General features: G+C 51.6%; 14 protein-coding genes. 1 reads left to right on the top strand and 13 read right to left on the bottom strand.

The features are described from left to right. Window positions 1-497: 497 nt before the first annotated feature. A complete protein-coding gene (locus FHS16_RS20440; protein WP_183566963.1) occupies window positions 498-2,048 on the top strand; it encodes a GGDEF domain-containing protein in 1,551 nt (516 codons plus the stop codon). A 61-nt stretch (window positions 2,049-2,109) separates the two neighbouring features. On the opposite strand, the gene FHS16_RS20445 is transcribed toward FHS16_RS20440, so the two are convergent. From FHS16_RS20445 to FHS16_RS20505, 13 genes are all read right to left on the bottom strand, one after another. After that, entirely contained in the window at window positions 2,110-6,099 is a 3,990-nt protein-coding gene (locus FHS16_RS20445; protein ID WP_376769689.1) for a DUF5695 domain-containing protein, read from the bottom strand. Window positions 6,100-6,417: 318 nt separating this feature from the next. Continuing rightward, window positions 6,418-8,388, bottom strand: a complete 1,971-nt coding sequence (locus FHS16_RS20450) for a glycoside hydrolase family 127 protein (protein WP_183566966.1) — start codon at window positions 8,386-8,388, stop codon at window positions 6,418-6,420. 27 nt (window positions 8,389-8,415) lie between these two features. Continuing rightward, window positions 8,416-9,267, bottom strand: a complete 852-nt coding sequence (locus tag FHS16_RS20455) for a carbohydrate ABC transporter permease (RefSeq protein ID WP_183566969.1) — start codon at window positions 9,265-9,267, stop codon at window positions 8,416-8,418. 4 nt (window positions 9,268-9,271) lie between these two features. Continuing rightward, on the bottom strand, window positions 9,272-10,207 hold the full coding sequence (locus tag FHS16_RS20460; protein WP_183566972.1) for a carbohydrate ABC transporter permease: 936 nt from the start codon (window positions 10,205-10,207) through the stop codon (window positions 9,272-9,274). 110 nt (window positions 10,208-10,317) lie between these two features. Beyond that, on the bottom strand, window positions 10,318-11,676 hold the full coding sequence (locus FHS16_RS20465; protein ID WP_183566975.1) for an ABC transporter substrate-binding protein: 1,359 nt from the start codon (window positions 11,674-11,676) through the stop codon (window positions 10,318-10,320). Window positions 11,677-11,793: 117 nt separating this feature from the next. Then, window positions 11,794-12,831, bottom strand: a complete 1,038-nt coding sequence (locus tag FHS16_RS20470; RefSeq protein ID WP_183566977.1) for a LacI family DNA-binding transcriptional regulator — start codon at window positions 12,829-12,831, stop codon at window positions 11,794-11,796. A gap of 141 nt (window positions 12,832-12,972) precedes the next feature. After that, entirely contained in the window at window positions 12,973-14,853 is a 1,881-nt protein-coding gene (htpG, locus tag FHS16_RS20475) for a molecular chaperone HtpG (RefSeq protein ID WP_183566980.1), read from the bottom strand. Between the two features lie 304 nt (window positions 14,854-15,157). Continuing rightward, window positions 15,158-16,216, bottom strand: coding sequence for a polysaccharide pyruvyl transferase family protein (locus FHS16_RS20480; protein WP_183566983.1), 1,059 nt, complete (start codon window positions 16,214-16,216; stop codon window positions 15,158-15,160). Window positions 16,217-16,229: 13 nt separating this feature from the next. After that, a complete protein-coding gene (locus FHS16_RS20485; protein ID WP_183566985.1) occupies window positions 16,230-17,354 on the bottom strand; it encodes a glycosyltransferase in 1,125 nt (374 codons plus the stop codon). 6 nt (window positions 17,355-17,360) lie between these two features. Beyond that, window positions 17,361-18,062: a glycosyltransferase family 2 protein gene (locus FHS16_RS20490; RefSeq protein WP_183566988.1), complete on the bottom strand. Its 702-nt coding sequence runs from the start codon at window positions 18,060-18,062 to the stop codon at window positions 17,361-17,363. Continuing rightward, window positions 18,038-18,913: a glycosyltransferase family 2 protein gene (locus tag FHS16_RS20495; protein WP_183566991.1), complete on the bottom strand. Its 876-nt coding sequence runs from the start codon at window positions 18,911-18,913 to the stop codon at window positions 18,038-18,040. Before FHS16_RS20495 ends, FHS16_RS20490 begins: the two co-directional genes overlap by 25 nt. Further along, window positions 18,897-19,097 (bottom strand): hypothetical protein, encoded by a 201-nt coding sequence (locus FHS16_RS20500; RefSeq protein ID WP_312890997.1) that lies wholly within the window; start codon window positions 19,095-19,097, stop codon window positions 18,897-18,899. Before FHS16_RS20500 ends, FHS16_RS20495 begins: the two co-directional genes overlap by 17 nt. A 209-nt stretch (window positions 19,098-19,306) precedes the next feature. Beyond that, window positions 19,307-26,818, bottom strand: coding sequence for a glycoside hydrolase family 3 N-terminal domain-containing protein (locus FHS16_RS20505; RefSeq protein WP_246431868.1), 7,512 nt, complete (start codon window positions 26,816-26,818; stop codon window positions 19,307-19,309). Window positions 26,819-26,875: the final 57 nt, after the last annotated feature.

Consider the following 26,875-nt stretch of genomic DNA (forward strand, 5'->3'; position numbering starts at 1 on the left):
CTCAGGGATTCCTTTGAATCAACTTGGAAAGGTTGGAATCCCTTCACAAAAACGAACGCTAACGCTTCTCCAGAATCATTTACATGCTCCGTATACTTTCATTTGCTGATGAAGCAGCAAGAAACCGAAATCAAAAATAGGGGCTGTCTCAAAAGTCGTAGATGACTGAGAGATGCCCCTTCTTCTTTTTGTAAAACGAAAATAAACCGTATCCCTCCGCCACCTCGTTCGTGTTGTCAACGAGGCGGTTATTTGAACGACCAGATTTTTAGGGATGCTTATCCTGGTAGAGAGCCGGATTTTGTACCAAACCTCCCTGCAAATGCCCCTATGCCAGCTACTATTTTCCAACATTTAATTCACTTAACGGTTAGGTTAACCGATATATAACTTAGGTAAATAGACCTAGCACCGTAGCACAGCGAAGCCCTTCAACAAGGCTGAAACGGCTGCTTCTCATGGAGACCATCCATGTACATTCTAGAGGAGGAAGACTCGTGCACCTTAGCTTCAAAGCTAAATTGATGACCATTATGGGCATTTTCAGTATTTTGCTGACTCTCAGCGTGTCTCTAGTGAACCAACATCGGTTAAAAAACAATTTGATAGCAAGCTATGCCACAGAATCAGCCCTAGTCGAAGATACCGTCGTCACCGCCGTATCGGCAGCCGATAAAGCGTTCCAGCTCTCTGACAAAGACATAGAAGCTGAAATGAGAGCCCATTCCGATAAACTGCTGCGCAAATACCGCGAGCAGCCCGACGTCTCCGCCTGGAATTACCAAGCGCTCAAAGAAGACGCAGCTGGCATGGATATTTATATGATTGACCGCACCTTGACCGTTCGCTACAGCAGCTTCCCGCTGGATGTGGGGATGAATTTCAGGGATACGGGGGGCACACAATCCTCCTTCGCGCAGCTGCTGATGGATAGGCTGAACGGCAACCACTTCTCGGCAGACGGAATCGACCAGGAATCCAATACGGGCATGCTCCGCAAGTACAGCTATATGCCTACCCCCGATCATAAATATTTAATCGAGCTGGGCCTTTATCTGGATGACAATCCTGTTTTCCAAAGCTTTAATTTCCTTGAAATCAGCAATGCCCTTATCAAAAAATACAGCTATATCAACGATATTACCGTGTATACGACAACCGGAAAATCAGTGGGCAAAAGAGGCGAGAACGGCAAATCCCTCCTAGTATCCAACCAAAATATACCTGCCTTTAATTTGGCGCTAAAAGAAAGCGCTGTACGGGACATTAAAGGGGATCGAGACGGCAATCCCGTTACCTACCGCTATGTTCCTTATACCGTTCAATTCGACACCGGGGTCAGCCGCTTCACCGATCAACGGATGATTGAAATTGTTTATAACGATTTCGAGCTCCAAAACAAACTGCAGCAAAATAATCAAATTTTTCTGCTGCAGCTGATAGCTACCATCGTCATTGCGCTTATGATTTCTTACTTTATTACCAAGTTAGTAGCCAAACCGATGTACCTCGCTTCGCATGACTTATTAACGGGCCTCTCCAACCGAGCAGCTTTCGAGAATGCGCTTGATTCAACCATCGCCAGAAGCAAGAGAAAGCAGCATAAAGCTGCCCTCCTCCATATCGATCTCGATAACTTCAAACGGGTTAATGATACGCTTGGGCATGACGCGGGCGACTCCTTCCTCATCGAGGTCGGCAGGCGGATTCGCTCGGCCGTCATCGACTCCAATCATGTTACCGCCCGACTTGGCGGTGATGAGTTTGTCGTTATTCTCAATCAGGTTGATGATAGGCAGAGCGCTTTGGATGTTGCGAGCCATATCATTCAGGAGCTCAAGCGCCCGATTGAAATTAAAGGGATTAATGTCATTAATGATTTAAGCACAACTGTTTCTATCGGCATTGCCATTGCGCCTGAGCACGCTCAGGACTCCGAAGAGCTCTATGCCTGCGCCGACAGGGCGCTTTACCATGCCAAACGCAGCGGCAAAAACACCTTCAGCGTTTACGATGAGACAACGATGCTGGAAGCTATAGCGCAGTAAATCTTCGTACATAAGAAAGCGCGGCCCTCGATCATACACCGAGGGCCGCGCTTATTTCTTTTTAGCTGCCGGTCACTTTCCAGGAAGAGATGCCCGTTGAGGCCGTCGCCTTCGCCGTGACGTTAAGCCGCAGCTTGTTGGTTGAGACTGGCGTGAACGTAGTCGTGTTGTATTGATTGGCGAGCACGCCAAGACCGGACGGACTTGCGACATTCACCCAAGCGGTGCCGTTCCAATATTGAACCGTGTAGGACGCAGGCAAATCCAGGCCTCCGCCATCCGTGAACCAATATACATCTATGCTGGAAATCGTATAGTTTTGCGCAAAGTCGTATTGCACCCATTGTGTTGTGTTTGGATTATTCCAATTCCCGTAGATGGGATGGCCGCGGTCCGTTGAGCTAGTTGGCGTGTAGCCGTCATTGAGGCCAGTCAAGCTTTCCCAAGCAGACACAAAGGAAGTGGAAGCCGTGCCGAGCGGCGCTATATTGCCAGAGCTAGTCGATCCATTGAACAGCGCTGCCAATTCCGTTACACTCAGTGCTCTGCTGTAAATCCGGAAATCATCTACCGCTCCATCCAAGTAAGGATCGGAGAATTGTGATTTGCCGATATAGTTCTGTGTTGTACTTCCTAGGCTGGACGGCTTCAGCGTCATAGCCGTATTGCTTGCTACCTGAACGCCGTCAACATATAGCCTTCCCGTCGTGCCGGAGAGCGTAACGGCAACATGCTTCCATACGCCAGTCGGCAGAACAGGCGCATTCAACTGCTGCTCCGATGCGTTCCCACCTGTCGTAATGCTGAATCGCATACCGGATCCGCCGACCTGAGGCGCCAGGAACATATAGCTGCTCGTACCTGTACCAAAGTCGAAGATGCGTCCCCAATCGCTTAACGTGTCGATCTTCACCCACGTAGCGATCGTGAAATCATTAACCCCGCTAACGATGCCCGTCGGCAGGCTTGCATACGCGTTCGTGCCATTCAAGTTCAGCGCGTTTCCTGCTTTTCCAGCCGCCCATGTCGTTCCCCCGGTAAGCGTAGCGTGCTTGCCGTTGCCTGAAGCATCGCTAGCGGACGTTCCACTCGTTTCATTAAACAAATAATTGGCAATGACCTCCGGTACCGGAGCAGCCGGATTGACCGTGTGGGTAACCGTGTCATTAGCGGTCAAGACTCCGTCGCTCGCCGTCAGACGGAATACGTAAGTACCCGAAGCAGATACGGTAGCCGTCGTATTGATAGCCCCCGCGTTAGCAAATGAAGCGGTTCCCGGACCGCTTACGAGCGTCCATGTTTGGGTAAGCGTGCCGCTCGGCAATCCGTCATCCGTTACCGTACCTGTCAGCGCTACTGCTGCAGGAAGCGTAAATGTAGCATTTGCACCCGCATCAACGACTGGCGCCGTATTCGGAAGCGGAGTGCCTTGCTGCAGGCTGATTTCATAAGTAGCAGCCGTGCCAATGCTCAAGCTGATTGTCGCAGCTCCGTTAGCCGCAACATTGACAGAACCTGCGGCAACGTTATTGACTAGAATATTATACGAGCCGGCAGCAAGTCCTCTGAACGTCGCTTTTGTCGTGTGCGCCGTTCCTGGCGTCGAGCTTTTCAATGTGAAATTCAGTGCATTTTTCGCTTTGTTAACCGAAGCAGTCGTATATTTATCCCGCTCCAGCTCCATGCCGAATTTCTCCGTAATCAGGTTCAAGCGCTGGAACACGCCATCTTTCGGTACGACTGTGTAGCTTGTGCTGCTGTCCGTAACTTCGCAGCCGTAGCAGTATACGCCGAATATGGGGTCAACGGATACGTCGGCGCTCAATATTTTGATCGCTCCGAACAAACCGAGATCAGCTTCGCCTGACATGCCTCTCCAACCATTCTGAAGCGGACCTCCGCCATGGCCAAGTGCTGGATAATTGCCTTTCTCTGCTTGATACGTCCACGCAACCGCGCCAATGTCAGCAGGATCGGAGCTGATTTGGCCGGAGTTGATTGCGCCTACGTTTGCGATCTTGGCTGCATAGGACAACCGCTGCTCGACTTCCGGATTCGTGGAATTGTTGCGAATCCAGTCATCCATCGCATAACCGGCCAAGGAAACGGTGTACTGGAAGTTCCACCAGTTCTCGCCGGTAATTGTTACCGGATCGGTATAGTAATACCAGATGGGCATATGGCCGCGCGCGGCGCGGGTTTTCGTATTGATCTTGCTTTTCATTGTATTGTTGTTGTTCATCTTAGCGAGCGTGTAAACTGCTTCCTCGCCCGTATTGTCATAGTTATATTCAGAACCGTAAGGATAGGTTGTATTCGCAAAGTTGTTGTATTTGGTCGCCATTTTGGCAATGAGATTATTGGCTTGGGTTGTATAGCCTTCGTCCTGCAGCGCTTTAATAATCTCAGGAGTCGTAAGCTCGCCCATTAGCCCTGTGTTCCAGTTGTAAGCCACGCCGGATCCGTATAGCGCATTGAAAATATTGTAGGCCCGGAGCAAGTACGTATTTTTCGGATTGTCATACGTAATCAGATTCGGGTAAAGCTTAGCAATCTTATACATGCTGAAGTAAGTATTGTAAATGTGGGGGTACGCGTAGCCACGGTATGTCGGCGTATCATTTGGAGCAGGCATCAAGAAGTCATGGATCAAGTAATCGGTCTGATGCTCGCCCATCAGATTCGTCCATATCGCAACGGTTAAATAATCGTCGACTGCCTGCACCTCGGAAGCTACGGGAGTCTGTACGTTTTTCTCCGCCAGGAACTGGCCATGCGTTAAGCCCCAATCATCTCCCCAGCCCCAGTAGCCGTTGAATACGTTCCGCTTCGAGTTGGAATCCATCATCCAATCGTCGAACACTTTGTCGCGGAGATCTCCCGGCACGTTCCACTGCGTGCTGTTCACCATGAACGTGGAATGCCGCTGCAGCGCAGCGCCGACTGGTTCTATCGCATAAAATTGCAGAACCGTTTTCTCGCCGTTGCCATAGCTCACCGTCACGTTATTCGGTCCGAGCTTGTTCATTTTAATCGAGTAAATTTTATGGTTCGTTCCCGTTGTGCCAAGCGACACGATCGTCGTATCGGACGGGAATTGCGCAAGTACGGAATTGATTGTTTTGGTCGTGTGAAGATCGAACTTCGCCGTCTGGTCCGTCGGCACGATCATGCCGGGAACGACCGTTACGTCGATATGGCCTTCGTTGTAAAGGCGATCCTTAACTTCGTTCTCGCCCGTCACCTTAAAAAACTTAAAGGCGTACGTTTTGCTTGCGCCTGGAGCAAGCGTCAAGCTCGTATTCGGCAGGTACCCGCGATTCGTGCTTTTGATGACATTGGAGTGGATGTAGAATACGTTCAAGCCTTCGATCCATCCGCCTTGATCCATTGCCCATTTGCTGCCCGGATGCTCTTCGACTCTCCAGCGATCCTGGTATTCGAAGCCTGCGCCCGTGCTCGCGTCCGGCACCATCAATAGGGAAGGGCCGATTCCGCTTGGGCGGCCAGCCGTAATATAAGAACTGTTATTGCCGACGAAGGAGTGGGTAAGCACCCGTGTCTCGTAGATTTGCTCGTTGCTCCCGCCTGACCAGAATTCATTGAAAGGAAGCGGCAAGCCGACATCCCCGAATTCAATCGTTTGGGCACTTGTGTTGGTCAGTTCGATCTGCCAGAGGAAATAATCGCTTACGAGGGAATACGTATTCACTAGCTTGAAGTTTTTCACGCCGTTCGCGTTCGTTGAGTTCTGATACGTAACCGTCACGGTATTGCCGCTTTGCGATTGCGTCCTGCCATCCGTTGAGCTCTGCGTCATCGCGGTTTGCCATGCGCCAGTGCCAAAGCGGTATTTGAACATAAGCTCCCCGAGCCACTGGTGATCGGCCGTATTTTGGTTAGGCGTTACCGTCGGATTCATGACATACTGCGTATTGAACGTGTCTCCGACCAGCCTGAGCGAGTTGATCTCGCCATTCGTACCAGTAGTAATATTGAAATTGCTGTTAGATAACGTATATGCGAAAGCCAATTGCGGGTAAAAAACCATAAATAAAGCGGTTACAAAAAAAGATGCGACAAGCATAAACATTTTTTTATTAAAAGGTATAGCTTGAATCCTCATTAATGATGCCTCCTATAATGGATTGTAAGCAGCCTTTTTGTCTACAACATGATGACCAGCCCTTTGTTTCAACTCGGCGATGCTCCGCGCATTGCCGCCCCTATCACCCTCCTTAGCGAGAATATGGCATGCAGCCTCACCTCCCCTCATTATGATCAATCAACAAAAACCCCTATCCTGCAGAGCGATGCTTTTCTAAAAGCTGCTGCTAAAATAGGGGCCTGAACATGGTGTTCTTCACGTCTAATTCATGCTGTTAATCCACACAGACATTTCGCCTGGCTCCCGATTAGCCCAAGCAAAGTAAGGAATGAACCTTAGCTCCGTTTGTTCCGTCGTCCAATCGGCATCCCGCCGGTACAGCTCATCCTGCCAATGCTTTGAATCAAAGCGTACGCCGTTACCCGTAATGACCTGCATGCCGCCAAGCAGTCCGGTATCAAAAGCGCTCGATAACTCGCTGGTCGCAGGCAGGCTGAGATGGAACAGCTGTCCTCCATTGTCTGCTTCTTCCAGGCAGTAGACGAAAGGTCCGCGCTGCAGCGCGACTTTGCCCGCGGTCTGGCGGATAAGGGGATGGCCCTGCATGCGAAGGATAGGCATCTCGAATGCAATGGACACCGTATCGCCCGTTTGCCATGCTCTCTTGAGCCGAATATAACCGTTATGGATATCCGCCTCGCTTACCTTGTATTCAGCTCCGTTTACTTGTATCGCAGCTGCGCCGCTCCAATCCGGAAGCCGCAGCGCGAGCGTGAACACCGTTTCCTGCGGAACCGAAATGCGAAAGCTTGCCTCTCCATCCCACGCATATTTCGATTGCTGTTCCAGCTTAACTGCCGTTCCGTTCAGATCGAGCTCGGCTGTACCTCCGATATACAGATGGGCATAGATTTCTTCGCCCTTGACGGTATAGATATATTGACCAAGCGAGGCGAGCAGCCTTGCAATATTCGGCGGACAGCAGGCACATCCGAACCAGCCCTGCCGCTGCGGCTTAACATGGTCGTAATTTTTGTTCTTTCCAAGTACCGGCGGGTACACCTCGAGCGGATTGACATAGAAGAACTGCTTGCCATCACGCGACATTCCGCTCACTACCGTATTGTACAGCGCCCGCTCCAGCACATTGGCATATTCGCTGTCGGGCTCGATCTGCAGCATGCGCTGCGCAAAAAAGATAAGGCCGATGGAGGCGCAGGTTTCGGCATACACCGTGTCATTTGGCAGATCGTAATCCTGTGTGAAGGATTCTCCATGCGCCATCGAGCCGATTGCACCCGTCAGATACATTCGCTTGGATACGATGCTGCCCCAAAGCCTCCTGCAAGCAGCCAGCAGCGCTTCGTCGCCTGTCTCGGCCGCAATGTCCGCCATCGCGGTGCACATATATACGACCCTCACGGCATGTCCGACTGCCTGGTCTTGCTCCCGTACGGGAAGATGTGCTTGGCTGTATTCCAAATCCGTGGCGATGGACAATTGCGGGAAATGAATGGTTTCTCCTCGTTTTTCCCATTCCTGCTCGTAGAAATTAGGTTTCGCTCCCCTTTGGTTCAAGAAATAATGGCTGAGCTCCACATACCTCCGCTCACCGGTGGCCTGATAGAGCTTCACGAGCGCAAGCTCGATTTCCTGATGGCCGTCATAGCCCTGAAGCTTGCCCGGCTCCGTTCCGAAGACACGGTCGATATAGTCCGCGAACCGGCAGGCGACGTCGAGAATCGCGTTTTTGCCCGTTGCTTTGGAATAGGCTACTGCCGCTTCTATTAGATGGCCGGCGCAGTATAGCTCATGGCACTCGGCCAGGTTCGTCCAGCGCTGATCCTTTTCTTTAATGGTGAAATAGGTGTTGACGTAGCCATCAGGCTGCTGAGCTTTAGCGATTAGGGCTACAACCTCATCCGCCACTTTCTCAAGTTCCGGATCGGGCTCCGTCTCCAGCAAATACCCTACCGCCTCCAGCCACTTTGCCACGTCGCTGTCTTGGAATACCATGCCGTAGAATGAACCCTGCTCCACGCCCGCGGCAATCTTGAAGTTCTGGATGGCGTGACTTGGCTCAGCCTCCTCGACGCGGTCATTCAGCACCTCCCATTGGTATGGCACAACAACTTCGCGAACCAATCGGATATATTCGGACCAGAAATCGTCGCTTATGCTCACCTTCCCAACGGCTGATGGCCCTGTTCGTGAATGGTTTTGTTTGATCATGCCTCTCTCTCCCTCTTCTTTCTATCGTTATCCCTTTACGCCGCCTACTGTCAGCCCTTCGATAAAGAAACGCTGGAAGAACAGGAACAGCAGCAGTATGGGCAAAATGGTCAGTATGGAGCCTGCTAGCAGCACCTCGTAATTGTTGCTGGTTGGCGAGAGCAAGCCTGCAAGGCCGATCGGCAGCGTAAACTTCTCCGTCGATCGCAATACGATGACAGGCCATAAAAAATTATTCCAGCTGAACAACGCTTGCAGGATCGTCATCGCTCCGTAAGCGGGAAGCATGAGCGGAACCATGATCCGCAGGAAAATGCCCATTTCCGTACAGCCGTCGATTCTGCCTGCATCCATAAAGTCTTTGGGCAGGCCCATGGCGAACTGGCGGAAGAAAAAGATCGGCAGCGGCGCCACGACAAAGGGCAGAATAACGCCCCAAATCGAATCAATAATGAATAAATCGATGGATAGCTTGTATAACGGCAAAATAATAATTTCAACCGGAATCATCATAACGGCCAGCACGAGCGTAAATACAAGCGTTCTTCCCTTGAAGCGATACATAGCTAATCCATATCCAACCATCGAGGACAAGAACAGGCATAAAAATGTGAATACGGCCGTAATGACCAAACTATTGCGATACCAGTCAAAAAAGTTTTGCGAGCCTCCTTTGCCGGAGAAAATCGCCTTGTAATTCGCCCAAGTCATCACATCAAAGTCGAGGCGAACATTCAGACCAAAACGGAACAGCTCCGACGCTGGCTTGACCGAAGCCAGGAATAAAGCAAATAACGGGAACAGTGCAATTACGGACAAAGCCGCAAATAAAATGATTAGCAATAAGGAGGGTAATTTCCCGGGCCGCTTCTCTACCATCTCGCTAGTCCTCCTTCTTAAAAAATCCGAGCACGTTCAGCTGCAGCATGCTGACAAGCAGCGTAATGCCGAGCAGCGTAATTCCAATCGTTGAGCCGAAGCCCAAATCGAAATATTGGAACCCTTGCTGATAAATGTAACCGACCATCGTCAAACCGATATTTTGCGGTGACCCCCTGCTCCCCCACAGCATAAAGCTCTCGGTAAACATCGCATAGCCGCCATAGATCGTAATCGTGAATACGTATATTGTGATCGGACGCAATAACGGGATCGTAATTTTCCAAAACTTCCCGATTGTGCCTGCCCCATCTATGTCTGCTGATTCATAAAGCTCGCGCGGAATGCTCTGCAGCGCTGAAAGGAAATACAGAATGTTAATGCCAGCCCATCGCCAAGTAGCGAGTACGACTAGCGCAAGCATGCTTAGAGAGGGGCTCAGCAGCCATTTCTGGCTGTCGAAGCCAAACCAGCTAATGAAGGAATTCATGATGGCGCCATCCAGCTCACTGAAGATTAAACGGAATATAATGCCCGCGACGACAATAGAGGTGAGCGCCGGGATAAAGAGACTTGCCCTGAAGAAATTCCGTGCGCGCATAAGCTTCGCATTCAGAAATACGGCAAGCAGCAGTGGCAGCGGAATAAGCACGAGCAGTGTCCAAAAGGTATATCTTGTGCTATTAAGCAAAGCCTTGTAGAAATCGGGGTTAAGCAGTCTTTTGTAATTATCGAGTCCGATAAAGGCAACATCACCGGGCAATACCCGTTGGAAGCTCATCAGGACCGCATTCACCAATGGATAAGAGAAGAATATGAGAAACGATAAAATGAAAGGCAAAATAAAGAGATATGGCGCCAGCTTTTGCCCGTTTAATGTTCTAGTCTTGACGGTGCCTCCGCCTCGCTGCCCGTTCGGGACCTGTTTACCGGCATTCATAATGACCTCACTCCTACGCGATCTCTTGCAACGGGCAGCCAGCATGGCGGCTTCTTCTCAAAGGCAAGCCATACTGGCTATCGCTGCGCGATCTGTTTAGCTGAATAAGTTTATTGACCTGTATCCTTGCGGAGCGCTTCCGCCGCTTTCTTGATAACCGTCTCTGGGTCTTCGCCGAATTGAAAGATTTTAGGTACGATTTCGTTGCGAACCGCGTCGAATACTTTTGGCGATGTTTCGCGAATGTTAACCGGATAAATCTCATCCTTGATTTCGGTCAGCGTTGCAAAGATATCCGTACCGAAATAATCCGTGAATTTATTAGACTCTGCCATTGCCGGATCGCTCCATACCTCTGTGCGGATCGGATCCATGCCAAGCTGCTTCCATACTTGAATATTGCCTTCTTTGGAGAGCTTCGCGTAGGCTAGGAATTTCTTCGAGATTTCCAACGATTTGGTTTGGTTCGTAATCGAAAGCCCTGTGCCGCCCATGCCTGCGGAACGGTTGCCGCCTGTTTCCCATGCCGGCATTGGACGAATAATCATCTTGCCCTTCAGGTCAGGCATTTCGTCCGTGAAGCGGTTCATGAACCAGAACGGCATGAATACCGCTGCGGCGCCACCTGCGTTCATAAATGCTTTGTATTCCGGTGTGTCATGGCCTACGCCTGGCGATACAGCAGCGATCTTCTCGTCAACCAGCTTCTTGAAGAAGCTCATCGCTTGAATGTTGCGTGGATCGTCCACGGTGATTTCTCCGTTTGGACCTACTTGATCGGATTTCATTTGATTGATGGCCGGCCACCATGACCAGTTGCCCGCGCCTTCGAACGTAATGAACGGTACGCCTGTTTTTTCTGCAACGGTTTTGCCTAAAGTCTCGACATCGCTCCACAGCTTGATATCATCCGGGTTAACGCCTGCTTTGTCCATCAGCTCTTTGTTGTAATACATGACCGTTGCCCCTACATGAAGGTCAACGCCGTAATATTTGCCGTCTTTGCTATAAATGTCAACGCGCGATTTCACGATGTTCGGAATTTCCGGCTCTACGATGTCATTCAGCTCAACGAGCTGTACATTGCCCTTCATATAGTTCGGGAACTTGCTTTGCTCGATATCTACCAAATCCGGTGCGCCTTCACCTGATTGGAGAGCAAGCAGCAAGCGCGTGTGCATATCATCGTATGGAATATTCTGCGCATCCAGCACGATCTGCTGGTCAGGGTTTCCCTTGTTCCATTCGGCAGCCATAAAGTTGTAGAAGTCGGCATGCTGCTGAACGAAGGTCCATAACGTGAGCTTCGTCGGCTCCGCTGCCGGCGCCTCTGACGTTGCGGCCTCCGTATCGGCAGGCGCTGCTGTTGAGCTTGCGTTCGTCCCGTTATTGTTGTTGCCCCCGCATGCTGTCAATGCCGTAGTTAGAAATAAAGTCAGTGCCGTTAATGCGATTCCTGTCTTGCGCATTCCATCATCCCCCGAATCGGTTTTATATGCTCAATCCTATTGGATTATAGCCTTGAGTAATGCAAGCGATTCCAACATAAATCTAAACGTTTAGATTCACTCTTAAAAAAAAGGTTTTCACCTTTTGGGCGGAGCCACTGAATCTCTCTCAATTAACCTGCACATCGGTTTTGGGCTAATGCCGGCTTCTTCGCCTTGCAGAATGCGAGATAAGGCTTCCATTGCTTGATAGCCAATCTCGTGAAGCGGCAAATCCATCGTCGTAATTCTCGGCATTAAATACTCACTGAATTCTCGATTGTCAAAGCCGATCAAGGACAGCTGCTCCGGAATCGATACACTCATTTCCGATGCCGCCCGCAGAACGCCTACCGCCATTACGTCATTCATGGATAGGATCGCTGTTGGCGGTTCGGGCAACGACAGTAATTCCTTCGTTAGACGATAACCGGATTCCGCCTCCCAATCGCCCATCTTAATTAACAATGGATCGAAAGGCAGTTGAAACTCCGTGACTGCTTTATAGAATCCGTTAAACCGCAGCCGTGACGGAATGGAATCCATAACTCCGCTAATGATTGCGATACGGGAATGCCCATGATCGATCAAATACCTCATAGCCTCATAAGACGCTTGCTCATCATCATATTGGATGGATGGATCATTCTCCGTGTAGCTGTACGTGTACACAATCGGCTTTCCATCCGTATCACACAGTCCCGTTAGATCACGGGGATGAACGCCGATGTAGATAATGCCCTCCACTTGCTTGCTCAGCAGCTCGGAAACCGCGTTCTCCGCATACTGCCGATAGGTGTCCATGTCGTCGAAGCTTCGCCCAATTCGCTTGTCCAGCCTCAGATTCGTAAGCAAAATATGCATATCAAGCCTGTCGGCACAATCGTTAATGCCGTCAATAATTTCCGGCACATTGAACACGGTTACGTCTTCCGCGATAACGCCAATCGTATTCGTTCGTCTGCGTTTCAAGCTTTGAGCCGCATTATTCGGCTTGTAATTCATTTCTTCAATGACCTGAAGCACTCGTTCACGTGTGACTTGCTTCACATTTCGTGTACCGTTTAATACGTAGGATACTGTCGCTGTGGATACCTGAGCCTTGGCGGCGATGTCTTTAATGCTTATGTTGGACAAGCGAGCACCCCTTTTATTTAAACGTTTAGATTTCTTATAATTTGGTTATATCACATGATGCCTATTTCTTGCAAGCGCTTTTTTTCTAACCCCTATAAATACAGAAAAACCCGGAGGATGATCCTCCGGGCCAGCTTGCAACTAAACCATTACTTTACAGATATCATTCGTGAAGGATACCGGGTCTTGGATCGGTAAGCCTTCAATGAGCAACGCTTGATTGTAAAGCAAGCTCGTATAAAGGCTAAGCTTCGCCTGATCTTTTCCTTGGGCATCCTTAAGCGCTGCGAAAATTTCATGGTTCACGTTAATTTCGAGCACCTTATCCGCTTTTACATCCTGGCTGTTCGGCATCGCCTTCAAGATTTTTTCCATCTCGATCGTAACCTCGCCCTCGGTGGAGAGGCAAACCGGATGCGATTTCAGGCGTTTTGACGCTTTTACCGCTTTTACTTTATCCTGTAGAATGTCCTTCATTTGCTCGAAGAGCTCCTTGTGCAGCTCCTGCTCTTCGGCTGTTTCCTTGTCCTTCTCGTCAGCTTCAATGCCTAGATCGCCGCTTGAAACGGACTTGAATTCTTTATCCTTGTATTTGGCGACGACCTTGATCGCGAACTCATCGATATCGTCCGTGAAATAAAGAATCTCGAAGCCTTTGTCGGAGACCATCTCCGTCTGCGGCAAACGCTCAATACGCTCGATCGACTCGCCTGACGCATAATAGATATACTTTTGATCCTCGCTCATTCTCGACACGTATTCATCAAGCGTAACAAGCTTCTTCTCTTTGGAGGAATGGAACAGCAGCAGATCCTGCAGCACGTCTTTGTTAGCGCCGTAATCATTGTACACGCCGAACTTCAGCTGTCTGCCGAAGCCTTTGTAGAACGTCTCGTATTTCTCGCGCTCATCCTTGAGAATGCCGAGCAGCGCGCTTTTGATTTTGCTGTTGATGTTTTTGGCGATAAGCTTCAGCTGGCGGTCATGCTGCAGCATCTCGCGCGAGATGTTGAGCGATAGATCCTCGGAATCTACCATCCCTTTGACGAAGCTGAAATAATCCGGGAGCAGGTCCGAGCATTTATCCATAATGAGCACGCCATTCGAATAAAGCTCCAGCCCTTTCTCATATTCCTTCGTATAATAATCGAACGGTGTATTCTCAGGGATATAGAGGATCGCGTTGTATACAACCGCTCCATCCGCGCTAATATGCAGATGCTTGACCGGTTTATCGAAGCCATAGCGCTTCTCGAAGTAGAACTGATCGTAGTCCTCCTGCGTCAGCTCGTTTTTGTTTTTGCGCCAGATCGGTACCATGCTGTTGACGGTTTGCTCTTCCTGGTACTCCTCGAACTCATTGTCAGCGCCCTCTTTTGGACGTTGGCCTTTCACATCCATTTTAATCGGATAACGGATGAAATCGGAATATTTCTTAATAATCGATCTCAGGCGGTATTCTTCCAAGTATTCGTCATATTGGTCGTCTTCGGTGTTTTCCTTGATGTTCAATACGATTTCGGTACCTGCTGTTGCTTTCTCAGCCGGCTCAATCGTATAGCCGTCTGCACCTGTCGATTCCCATTTGAACGCCTCGTCGCTTCCGAAAGCCTTTGTCGTAACGGTAACAACATCTGCTACCATGAACGCGGAGTAGAAGCCTACGCCGAACTGGCCGATAATGTTGTGGCCGTCCTTCAGTTCATTTTCCTTCTTGAATGCAAACGAGCCGCTCTTCGCGATAACGCCGAGGTTATTCTCGAGCTCCTCCTTTGACATCCCGATGCCTGTATCTGTAATCGTCAACGTCCGGCTTTCTTTGTCAGCCACCACTTTGACGTAATAGTCCTCTTTGTTGAATACTAGTTGCTCATCTGTAAGTGCTTTGTAATACAGCTTGTCGATCGCGTCGCTTGCATTCGAGATCAGCTCTCTCAGGAAGATTTCGCGCTGCGTATAAATGGAGTTAATCATCATTTCCAGCAATCGTTTCGATTCTGCTTTGAACTGTTTTTTGGACATGGATAGATCCCCTTCCCATTCGTTGGTTATGTAATCAATAAGGATACGTGACAGGCAGGCCTCATTGGCCTTCTGCTGTTAACCGTCACCCTCTATATTAGCACTCAAACTCTCTGAGTGCTAATCCCTCTTTGTATATATCACAAACTATTTTTCCATGTCAACCTGCTTGGGCAAAAATCACGATAAAAAAAGGCCGCCTGCAGGCCGTTTGAATTGTAACCCCTAAGAAGGACACTTTTAAAAAAGTGACCCTCTTAGGGGTCACAGTTCAGTTTAGCCGCAGGCAGCTCCTATTTCATGCTTAGAGCAGCCCTTCCTCGAAAGGCCTTTTCAGCTGCTCGCGATACCGGCTTTGATAGGCATAGAACCGCTCGCGGATCGTATTCCTTTCTTTCTCGATTCGACCTGCAAGGCTCATGATGCTCGCACACAGCTGCGCATCTCCTGTTGAGAGTACGTAATCGGAAAGATCAACGGATAAACCAAAATCCACGCACTTGAAGCGATAACCGAGACAGATAAACGGAACGCCCGCAGCTGCCGATATATAACTCGCGTGCAGCTTGAAGTTGATAGTGAACGCGTACCCCTTCAATTTCTCAAGCAGGTCCTCGTGATGATGCAGCTCAAGGTCAAGCTCGACGTTCTGGGGATCTCCAAGCTTCGCATACAGCCGCTTGCATGCCTCTCGATCCGGTCCCCACACCGAGAAAATGTTAACTCGGTAGCCCTGTGCTATCAACAGCCGCAAAGATTCAATCATATGCTGCTCGACCTTCACCTCGCTTCCGCCAAAAATCCGGTTATAGGCCGTTCCCCAGTTTACGCCGATCGTTCGGCTTCTCTTCGATGCGCTGAGCGGGGAAGGAGCCGGAAGCAGAAACGCCGGATCTCCGCTTATGACAGCATGTTTAGGCGAGACGCCGGAATCTTCAAGAAACTGATAGGAAAGCGGGCCGCGAACTCCAAAGAAATCGGATAATTTTGCCAGCTCCTTCAGCTTTTCATTCGTTTCGGCATGCTCAGCGGTGTAGGCTAGGTTAGCCTCTACCTTGCCGCTGGTGTCCAGCACGGGAAATTCTTGGCGGTCGTGCCCGCTGCCCCAGACGATTACTTTCTTTTTTTTCAGCGCCGCCTGGTAGGCTACATCGATATAGCCTGGAATAAGCAGCGATCCTCCGCCCAGCACGACCGTATCGTAGGGCCCGGGATTGCGTATGTCTACGCCTGGGATCGAAGGTATCACATCGTATTTCTTATCCGGCAAATACGCTCTGCACAAATCGCGGAACAAGAGCCACATCAGCTCATCACCCACGTTGTTGAATCCAATCCATCCTACATACAATATCCTTTTCATAGCGTACCGCCCTTCACTGTGTTTTGCCGATCGCCGCACGATATACGTCTGCCACTTGTTGAATATTGGAATCGATATGGAATTCCCTCTCAACCCAGCGCCGCCCTTCCGAGCCTAGGGAATGCAGCCAAGCAAGGTCCCGGCAGCCCCGCCCAATCTCGCTGGCAAACAAATAGCGGGAATAGGCTGCATTTGAACCGTGGTCTCCAAAATAATGCGCCCATGCCTGTTCGTAGCTGCCTGGCTCGACCCATCCGAAATAACCGTGGTTGCCGATAGCGAGCACCGGCTTGCCGCATGCCATCGCCTCCAGCGCGACACGCCCCGTTCCGACTACAATATCCGCTGCGTGATAATACTTGCCCATGTGTGCTTGCTTGCCAAGGACATGGATAAACTTACGGCCGCTCTCCTCCTCGATGAACGAGGCTAGCGCTTTTATCGCTTTAAGCTTGGGTCCGTCACCGACGACAACAAGCTCCAGCTGTTGCCAGCCGTAACGATGAAGATCCTTCATCGCCCGCAGAAGCGTTTCGCATGCGGTTCCTTTTCCCCATGCCAGCCTGCTTGCGTAGACAAGGACGACCGCCTCCTCTGATATGCCCAGCTCTAAGCGCAGGTTCGAGTTTTGGACGGGATAAAACTCTGACAAATCGATGCCGTTCGGCACAACTGTCGAGGGGAAGCCGAGCCGCTGCGTATAGCTTTGAACAGGCGCGCTGACGCTAATAACCGCTTGCGAGAGCTTCATCAGCAATCTTGCGCTGCTCTGCGGGTAATACGTTCCGTGCGCTGTGAACACGGTAGCGATTCCCAGCTCGCTGGCTGCTTGGGCTGCGAGCAAGCCGGAAGGTGTCTGATGGACATGCACGCAATTCACCTCGCGCACTCGCAGCACCTCCTGCAGCCCGGCTATCCGCTGTGCCTGCCCGGATATGCCAAGCGGCTCGAAGTCAAAAAGAAAGACGGGACAGCCTGCCTCCTCGAACTGAGGACGCATAAGCCCGTCTGCCGAGATCAGCGTTACGCGCTGACCCATTCGAATCAAAGCTTTGGCCAAACTTAATACATGCGTTTCTGTGCCGCCGGCATCCATACTGTCTAGAGCCATCAACACGGATAACCGCGAGCTCTCCATTTCGCTTCACTCCTTATGGGGATAATAGGCCAGCGAGCGCTGGCTCGCATGCTGCCTGTAGTAGTAGAGAATTTCAGGAATGTTCGCAATCTGATCCTTGTTATGCAGAAATTTGACGATGAATTCGTAATCCTCAGCGCCGACAATCCGGCGGCTTAACCCCCCTATCAGGTCAAAGGCAGCGCCTTTGAACATAATCGTGCCGTGGCACACGCAGTGTCCGCCATTTTGGTATACTTTGCGAATATCCTCCCCATAGCGAAGCCATTTCGCCTGCTCGAATACGCGTTTATTCTCATCTTCCGCATCCTCAAACGTCGCATAGCTCGCTCCAACCAACGCAATCTCAGGGTGATTCCTCAAATAAGAGACCTGCTTCTCCAGACGCTGCGGATGAGAGAAGTCGTCAGCATCCTGCACCGCAATAAACTCGCCTCGTGCGACGAATAGACCCGTCGTTACCGCTCCGGAGAAGCCCACGTTTCTCGGCATCCGAACGAGGACGAATGCTTCGGTACCCGCTAGTCCATTTTCCTCGCACCAAGCCTGTACGATATCTACTGACCGATCCGTCGAAGCATCGTCGACGAATACAATTTCCGTATTTACATAGGACTGCTGCTTCAGACTGTTTAAACATTCAATTAAATAGGCTGCTCGATTATAGTTGGTTATTACAATGCTCACTTTGCCTGGTTCGCGCTGCATCCTATCTCTCCTTCCACTTGCCTCCTGCTATGAATAGCATGCAGTGCCTCCAGATGATCGCCGATAATTTGCATCGCCGCATGCGACTGCTCCTCTCCTGCCTTGCTGTGCTTATGGGGACGGTAGCGATTTAGCCGATCCACCTCAACCGTATGCACCGGCTTAATGCTTAGCCCCGCAAGCATACCGAGCGCATAAGCCTTCGGCGGGCATAACAGCGTCGACCAATGAATCGCTTCAAGCGCCTTCCTGTTCATGGCGAACGGAACCGGCACCAGCGATGCATTCATCAAATCGCTTCGGCCAAGCGCTGTATTGAGCGCCGCCTTCAACGCCGTCACCGCATGCCAGGGCATCCGCATGCCGAGGTGGTGATCAAGCCGGTTCACGGCCAAATCACAAGCCTCCAGCACCGCGTCGCAAAAAGGGACGAGCTCTCTCCAAGGGATACAGAAGTCGCTGTCCAGAAACAGCAGCGTATCGCCGGCAGCCGCATTAGCCCCGATCGCACGGCCGACATCCGTACCGAGCGCCTCTTGGTAGACGATTGTCGCTGCGCCGAGCTGCTTGGCTATTACTTCCGTCTGGTCCGTGCTGCCGTTCACAATTACGATAATTTCAATCGGAGACAGCTGCTTGGCTTCCAGAATAACGCGCCCGATAGTCCTCTCCTCGTTCCGAGCCGGAATAATAACGGACAAGCGCTGCCGGCTGCCGATTCTTTTGCCGCTTTGAGAGAAATCCATACCCTGCCCGATTGCCGGCAATGCGGCCGGCGTCTTTATCAGCAGCTCGACTAGATCGCGTCTGCGGCCATCATCCGTGCACCCCTGCCTATAAAACACGCACATAAACAATAACTCTGGAACGGATTAATACGTCTTCGGTTCCGCCGTATCCCGGTACGCTTAACGCTTGAACGACAACATAGGAGAAGCCCACTGAAAGGAGAACTCCTGCAATGACTTCGCCATTTGCGAGGACAACCTCTACGTCTCTGCCTTGGTACGAGAGCAACTTAAAATAAAAGGACACATGATCAACTCCTATCATTTGATACCTCATCGTATTCGAGAGATTGATAGAGTGAACGGCTGACGACTATTTTGAAAAACTTTTCATAGAATAAGCGCGTGACAGGCCATGCATCCTCTGCTGCTGCAACGCCTGATCATACGAAAAAATAAGCTGTCACCGCCTGGCATCATGCCTGCGGGACAGCTTATTTCCGTAAGTCGCTTGCGTTATTTGTTGTAAATCGCGTACATCATGACGGCTGCTTCCGCACGTGTCGTCAAGCCCCGCGGGTTAAGCTTCGAGCCGGCGCCTTTCACGATGCCGTTCGCCGCAAGCAGCGCGGCGCTTTCTTTGGCATATGGTGCGAGCTGCTGCAAATCGGTGAAGCCGCTCAGCTCCTGCGAGCTGCCAGCTTTCAGCTTTTTGCCGGAAACCTGCAGCGCTCTCGCTGTCATCGCCATCATTTCCTGCCTTGTAATCGCCGCATTCGGATCAAACGAGCCATCCGAGCGGCCTGCTGCGATGCCGAGCTTCTTCGCGGCGGCAACCGCCTCATAGTAATAGGCGCCTTCCGCGACATCGGTAAAGCTGCCTTGAGCGGCCGCTTGCAAATTCAGCGTTCTGACAAGCAGCGTAATGAAGTCCGCGCGTTTCACCTTCTCGGAAGGCGCGTATGCTTTGGACGAAACGCCGTTTATGACGCCCTTCGAGGCCATAACCTCGATTGCTTGCTTCGCCCATGCATGCTTGCCTAAATCATCGAAGGATTGTTGTACAAATACGACACCATACGTGCTGAAATGGTTCGTCGCAAACGTTACAGCCTCCTTCGCCCTGTCATATTTGCCGCTTGGCACTGCGATAACCCGGCCGTCCGGGGCAAAATAACGCACGGTCATATGCTCGCTGCTTTGCAGCTCCTCAGCCGTTGGCGTATAGCTTACCGCCACGTTTACAGGCGCCTCCGGATTATTCCACTCCGTTTTGATACCATCTACATAAAGGTTCAGCTCAACGGCTGGCCGGTCGACAATCGCACTGCGCGCTTCCTCGCTAAGCTTGGACTTATCGACGCTTGCGATTACGATGGTTACGCTTTTGGCGTCCTCAGGCAGCGAATTCAACATATGGCTTGGGACAATGAGCGTGCCGGAGGCTGTTCTCACTTCGTATTGAACCGACAGCTTGGCCGTGCTGATCGAAGCCTTCGGCAGCCCAATCTCGTAGCCGTTTGCGCCGCTCGCGCTTGGAACCGTTATGATGATCGTTTCTACGGCATCGCTGGCGCTCTGGCCAGGCTTCCATACGCTATCGAGCATCGCTTGGCTGATTTCGGTTTTCCCTACCCGACTGCCGGCATCCACAACCGGAATCGGAGCTGTAAGGTGCTTCCCTCCCGTTCCGCTGCCCGGATTTGTCGTTCCAATAGGTCCCGGTGTCACATCAGGTCCTTGTGTCGGTGTTGGTGTTGGTGTTGGACTAGGCTGATCCTCGCCAGGCGTAATGATATACGTGAATGGCGCGATATAGCTATCCTTCATACCTTCTTTTACTGCAATAGCACGAATGACTGCTAGCTGGTTCCATTTCAGCTTTCCTGTAAAAAGCTTTCCATTCACGCTGCTTGGAACCGAACCGTCCGTGGTGTAGTATATCGCCGCTCCTTCGGTAGCCGATGTCAGCGACAGCTCCTTCGGTCCCTGATAAGCGCCCGGCTTGAGCGATGCTGTGGGAAGCGAAACAGTACCCGTAATAGGAGCAGCCTCCTCCGTCTCTTCCAGCACGATCCAATCCAAGTTCGCGCCATCGTTGTTGCTCGTGAACTGCAGGCTTTGCACGCCTTCATCCAGCTTAACAATGCCGGATGTTTCCACATAGGCATTCCAGCCCCCGCTTGCGCCCAGCGGCGTGGTCGACAGCTTGCTGCCGCTCACAGACAGCGTTCCGCTTACACCAGCCTGCGGCGTCGCATAGCGGTAGGTAACTTTATAGAAGCCCGTTCTAGCCACATTCACGTCAAAATAAAGCGAGCCTGACGCGGCGATAAAGCCTACGTTTTTGAACAGCAGCGTCTCCCCGTCCAGATTGCTTTGAACGGCTGCCGCATCCGCGCGGCTGTAGCTTTCCGCTTCGATCTTCATGGAGCCGCTCTCGTCCATCGTCTGCGCCCCATGCGGCTCGATAGCGATGCCTCGCAGCTCGTAGCCTGACGCTCCAGCCGCGATCCGCAGCTTCTGATCCCCTTCAGCCAAGTCCATAACAACCCGCATTTCCACGACTTGGTTGTAGAGATTCGGTACGGTCAGTACCTTGCGGACTGCGCCGTTCTGCGCCTCAAGCACGATGCCGTTTACGACTTGGCTGTTCGACGTCACCTTAAAGGTAACCGCATACGGACCAGCTGCCGGTACGTTGACCAAATAATCGGCATAATCGCCTGCATCGATTTGCGACAGCTTCGCTTCGCTGCCCGTTCCGGTAACTGCGAATCCTTTCAGACGATTGAATTGATCAAGCGCATGAAAGCTTAACAAACCAATCGGAGCTGTCACGTTTTCTGTTCCGAGCAGGGCTGCGTTCGCCGTGAGCGCCTTACCGCTGCTGGAATCGTTATATGCTTGGACAGGAACATTAACCTGAAGCTCCAATTCATTGTAATAAACCTTTTCGTTCCAGTTCAGTATAAGCTTCGCTTGAGACTTGTTTATCAGCTCAGCAGCGCCAAGCGACACGCCTCCTTCTGTCAGCGCTGTGCCGGACAACGTAATCGCATCAAGCTCCGATGCTATGAAATTGCCGCCGGCAAGCGTCAGAATGAGTTCCTTGCCATTTACGCCGTAAGCAACCTCATTGTCAGACAAGGATAACGATTCGTCGTCATTAATGGCCTTAAATACTGCCTGCGTACTCATCATACCGCCCATGCTGCCGGTTTCCGCCTCGTAAGCACTCGCCGTAACGGTAACGATTCGATCCGTATCATAGTCACGAACAGCTGACCCGCTTACTTTCAGGTTGACGATGTTATCGGCTGTTCGGTAAACACTGTCAGCCACAGTCCCCTCATAACCTTCAATCGACCAATTTCCCGAGGTCAGCTCTTGCTTGTAAATGTCATTAAGCAAATGTACGGTAATCGCTTGGCCATCCTCCGCTCCTTCCGTAACAGCCGATGCATCGGCTATTATAGCTGGACCTATTGCGAGCGCATTGAGATTAAAGCTCTGGCCTTGTATACGTACACGCAGCGTATGGATACCCGCAGTCAGTATGACCGAATCAGCTGCCGTCTCCCAAGCATCCCATGCTGCGGTTTGCGGAAGCTCCGTCGTCGCAAGCACTTCCGCACCAATCGCCAGCTCTGCTCGCGCTCCTACATTCATCGTCGCGTACTGATACGTGATGCCGTATCTGCCATCCGCAGGCACTTGCACCTTGTAATCCATCCAGTCGCCTGGATCGGCGTAACTTACTGCTGCACCGTCAATCAATACTTGATGAGCCGTTTCGAACCGGCTCGCCTCGATAAGGGCTGGAAGCTGAACAGCCTCCCCCGCAGCCTTCGAGAATGCGATGCTCTTGATGTTGTAGTCGTTCTTGCTGGCGGACATCGTTAATTTATGCGTGCCCGCCGGCAACTCGACTCTCACCCGCTGGCTTGCAAAATCCCCCCACTGGTTCGTCGTCTGTTTAACCGGAAGCGTCACAAACGGCACTCCATTCAGCTCAAAGCTTACCGAGCCATCCGTCTGGTAACCCGCCAGCGCCAAATCCAAATCGTACTCGCCTGCCTCCGCGACGCCAATAGCGTAATCAAACGAAGCGGTTCCGTCTGCCGCAAAGGAACCTAAGTACCCGCTCGGATCAACGGCAAAGCTGCCTTCAGCCGTTGTATAGCGAGTCGCGTCAATCACTGCCGGAACGTCCGCAATTTGTGTACGGTTCCAGCGATAGGTCGCGGTAGATTTGGCCGGAATAACCGCGTTTATCTGCAAGCCGTCGACTAGGAACTTGAACGGCTGGGCGTCATTTGTTTGGTTCGTCACAACCGCTACGATCTCCTTGCCGTCTGGGCTTGCGAACGCAACGTTCGTCACGGTCGAAGCCGAACCGTAATTACTGTCAATCCTTACGTAACCCGACTTTACGAATTTCGTGTACTGCCCCATCAGGTAATATTCAGGCAGCAGCCAATAATGGTCCGGATTCGAGGAATCCTGCACAACCGGCGTTGGATCAGGAACGCCTACCCATTGATGCGAGGAAATATCGCTGTCCAGCATCGTGACCCAGCTGTTATAGCTTTTGGCATAATTGCGGAAGTATTGCGCGATACGGTCAGCGCCTGCAGTACCCCATACGGCACGTTCCGTCAAGTAAACGCTTTTCTCCGGGAACAACTTATGCAGCTCCGTCATCATCGACAGCTCGCCGCCGTAATCATGGAACGCCGTTCCTTCGATTGCGTCATACGCGCCATCAATCGGATTGCCGAGAATTTGAGCGGGGTATGCCATCGTGTCACCTGGATTATGGTCAAACATCCACAGCTTCACGCGTTTGATCTTGGCATCGCTGTGTTGATCCAGCTTCGCGCGCAGCAGCTTGGCAAGCCTTGCTGCCTGCTGCCAGGACATTGCCGTACTCGGATAATCAATCTCGAGCAGCGGTTCATTCTGCAAGGTCATGCCTTCGAAGAAGATCCCTTGCTCCGCATACGCTTCGAGAAACTTCACGTAATAGGAAGCAAGCACCGGAAGGTACTCTTCCTTCACTTGGCCCCTGACCATGCTGTCGGTCGTTTTCATCCAGCCCGGAGGGCTCCATGGCGATGCGAAAAACTGAAGCTCCGGGTTAATCGCTTGCATTTTTTTGACCGTGCCGATAATGCCGAAATCGATATCCTTCTGAATCGAGAATTTCTTGAGCTCGACATCGGTTTCGCCTGCCGGCAAGTCGTCGTAAGAATAAAATTTTTGCGCGGTGAAATCGGAAGTACCGATCGTGAGCCGAACCAGGCTCATCCCGATGCCGTTATCCTTGTCGATAAGCTTGCGTAGCAATTCATTCTGCTTCTCCGGTGACATCTTAATCAGATTATGAATCGTTGCTTCTTCCATTGACGAGCCGATGCCGAGCATCGTTTGATATTTTTTGTCCGGATCAATCGTAATAGCAGTCGCGGTGTTGCCGCTCGGCAGCGCCAGATCGAGATTGTCCTGCTGCTCCAGCTTCTTATCCCCCGCCAAGTACCGATCCGCGTAATACCATTTGCGGTCTCCCGCGTCACGCTCGCTAGAGATCCATGCTTCGACAGCTCCATCAATAAATGCGGACTCGCTGCCGCCATTGCCTGGATCTGTTGTGCCGCCACCGCCGTTGCCAGCTGGCACATCTCCCGTCCGCGTAAATTCGACCCAATTGAAATTCATATCCCCTGCGATAAATTCCAGTCTGAGCGTTTGCAGTCCGGCTTTGGTCAATACGATGTTCTCGGCCGCAGCCGTCTGCCAGTTTTGCCATCCGCCGGTTGAGCCTGCGTTCAGCGTGCCTGCCGTCGCTCCGTCCTCCGTCTTCACCTTAATGCCTGTCGCGCCGCCGTTGCCCGCATAGCGGAATTCCGCTTTGTAAGTCCCCGGCTCGGCAATCTTGACATGATAGTCCAGCCACGCGCCAGCAGCGGTCCAGCCGATATTTTTTCCGCCTCCCGAATCTTGCGTATCCTCCGTATTCAGGCCGCTGCTCTTCGCCGTGAAAGCCTCTGCTTCAATCTTGCCCGGTACCGGCAAAGAAGGCAGCTCCGGCTGTACAGGCTTATCCGGCAATGCAGGCGTTGCTTGCCCGCTTGTCAGCCCGTAGCCGATTGCAAACAGCAGGTTCGGGCTCGAATCCGTCATAATGGGATAATTCGTCAAGTAAAAAGGCCACTTTATCGGGTTTTTCCCTTTGAATTCCTTAGCGCCAAGGAGCACGTCCGCGACCCCTTGCCCTTCTGTACCGGGCAGCCATGCCGCTATCAAGGCATCCCAATCGTCCATTTGATCCGCAATGGTCATCGGACGCCCGGATACAAGCACGACGATGATCGGAATATTCGGATCAGCCGCGCGAATGTTCGCTATTGTCGCCAAATCCTCCTCGTCCAGATTAAGGCTCGTGCGATCTCCCGTCGTTTCTGCATACGGCGTTTCTCCTACTACCGCGATAGCCGCGTCATAACCAGCCGCACCCCGTCCGTGCTTGTTGTAGGTTACCGTCTTGCTCGCTCCAGCAGCCTCCTTCAGCCCTTCATAGATCGTCGTTCCAGCCGTGATTGCTCCGGAAGCGCCTTGCCATGTTATTGACCAGCCGCCCGACTGATTGCCGATGTCATTGGCGTTTTTGCCGGCCACAAAGATTTTGTCCATATCCTTCAGCTGAGACATGATCGGCGAACCGTTTACGACATCGTTTTTGAGCAGCACAAGCGACTCCGCTGCCGCTTGTCGAGCAAGCTGCCGGTGCTCGCCCGCTCCCATGTATGTCGTCATCGCTTCGTCTGTTTTCGGAAATTCGAATAAACCGGACGACAGCTTCACTTTCAAAATTCGCAGCACGGCATCATTCAATCGCTCCTCTGTGAGGCTGCCATCCTTCACGAGACTGATCAAGTGGTTCAGACTCGCTTTCCAATCTCCCGTCAGCATGAACATATCCACGCCAGCGTTCACGGATGCAAGCAGCTGATTTTTCAAACCGCTCACGGGCGCCCCGTCTTGATCACGCGTAATTTGCTGAATGGCGTTATAATCCGAAATGACAAAGCCTTTAAATCCAAGCTCACCCTTCAGCACGTCGGTTAGAAGCCGTTTGTTCGCATGCATTTTGAGACCCTGTATGCTGTGGTAGGAAGCCATTACCGTCTGTACGCCAGCCTCTACCGCCGCGCGGTACATGTCCAAATCCGAAGCAAGCAGCTCATCCTCCGTATACTTCGTCACGTTTCCTTGGTTCGCTCCATTGTCCGTATAGCCTTCGCCAATGAAATGCTTAGCAGCGCCTACCACCCGGCTCGTCTGGCTGCGCTCAGCCGCAGTCTCGCCCTGCAAGCCTTTGATATAGGCCGCACCCAGTGCCTTTGAGATCGCTTGGCTGCCGCTGTAGCCTTCATACGTGCGGCCCCAGCGAATATCCTGCGGCGCCGCAATCGTTGGCGCGAAATCCCAGTTCGCGCCGGTCGAGCGAATTTCCTTCGCCGTTGCCGCGCCGATTCTCTTCACGAGCTCGGCATTATTCGCAGCACCTAGGCCGATATTATGGGGGAACAAAGTCGCCCCCTTCACATTGTTATGGCCATGCACGCCGTCTACGCCGTACAGCAGCGGTATACCCAGCCTCGTAGAGAGCGCTCCGTCTTGGTAGCCGTCAATCAGCGTCTGCCAATTCTCACGCGTGCTGTCCTGCTGCTTGCCATTCGGGAAGGAGCCTCCGCCGCTCAGTACCGAGCCGATAAAATATTGCTTAACCTCCTCCGGTGTAATATTTCCCTTCTCAGGCTGTATCATTTGACCCGCGCGTTCCTCAATTGTCATTCTTGCAAGCAAATCCGCCGCCCGGGCCTCTACGCTTTTGGACGGATCCAAGTAAGCTGGAAGTCCTCCCGCGGTCTGCGCCAATGGCGCCGCGCCAACCGAAAAAAGGCTAGTCATTAGCGATACGACCAATAGCATTGCCGTCATCATCGACATCTTTCTGTTCAAGCCAAACCCTCCTCGAAACTTTAATAGCCGTCTCCCGCAAGTGCTATTCCATTTTCA

Origin of the sequence: Paenibacillus endophyticus (assembly GCF_014192395.1) — a bacterium.
In the GTDB taxonomy this organism is placed as follows: Bacteria; Bacillota; Bacilli; order Paenibacillales; family Paenibacillaceae; genus Pristimantibacillus; species Pristimantibacillus endophyticus.

Coding starts and splice junctions, on each gene's coding strand:
- FHS16_RS20445 (WP_376769689.1), bottom strand. CDS start 6,099: ATGGTTTTTTACCCGCAATTGGCTTTCGCATATACGTTATCTAACAGC.
- FHS16_RS20450 (WP_183566966.1), bottom strand. CDS start 8,388: ATGATCAAACAAAACCATTCACGAACAGGGCCATCAGCCGTTGGGAAG.
- FHS16_RS20455 (WP_183566969.1), bottom strand. CDS start 9,267: ATGGTAGAGAAGCGGCCCGGGAAATTACCCTCCTTATTGCTAATCATT.
- FHS16_RS20460 (WP_183566972.1), bottom strand. CDS start 10,207: ATGAATGCCGGTAAACAGGTCCCGAACGGGCAGCGAGGCGGAGGCACC.
- FHS16_RS20465 (WP_183566975.1), bottom strand. CDS start 11,676: ATGCGCAAGACAGGAATCGCATTAACGGCACTGACTTTATTTCTAACT.
- htpG (WP_183566980.1), bottom strand. CDS start 14,853: ATGTCCAAAAAACAGTTCAAAGCAGAATCGAAACGATTGCTGGAAATG.
- FHS16_RS20480 (WP_183566983.1), bottom strand. CDS start 16,216: ATGAAAAGGATATTGTATGTAGGATGGATTGGATTCAACAACGTGGGT.
- FHS16_RS20485 (WP_183566985.1), bottom strand. CDS start 17,354: ATGGAGAGCTCGCGGTTATCCGTGTTGATGGCTCTAGACAGTATGGAT.
- FHS16_RS20490 (WP_183566988.1), bottom strand. CDS start 18,062: ATGCAGCGCGAACCAGGCAAAGTGAGCATTGTAATAACCAACTATAAT.
- FHS16_RS20495 (WP_183566991.1), bottom strand. CDS start 18,913: ATGTGCGTGTTTTATAGGCAGGGGTGCACGGATGATGGCCGCAGACGC.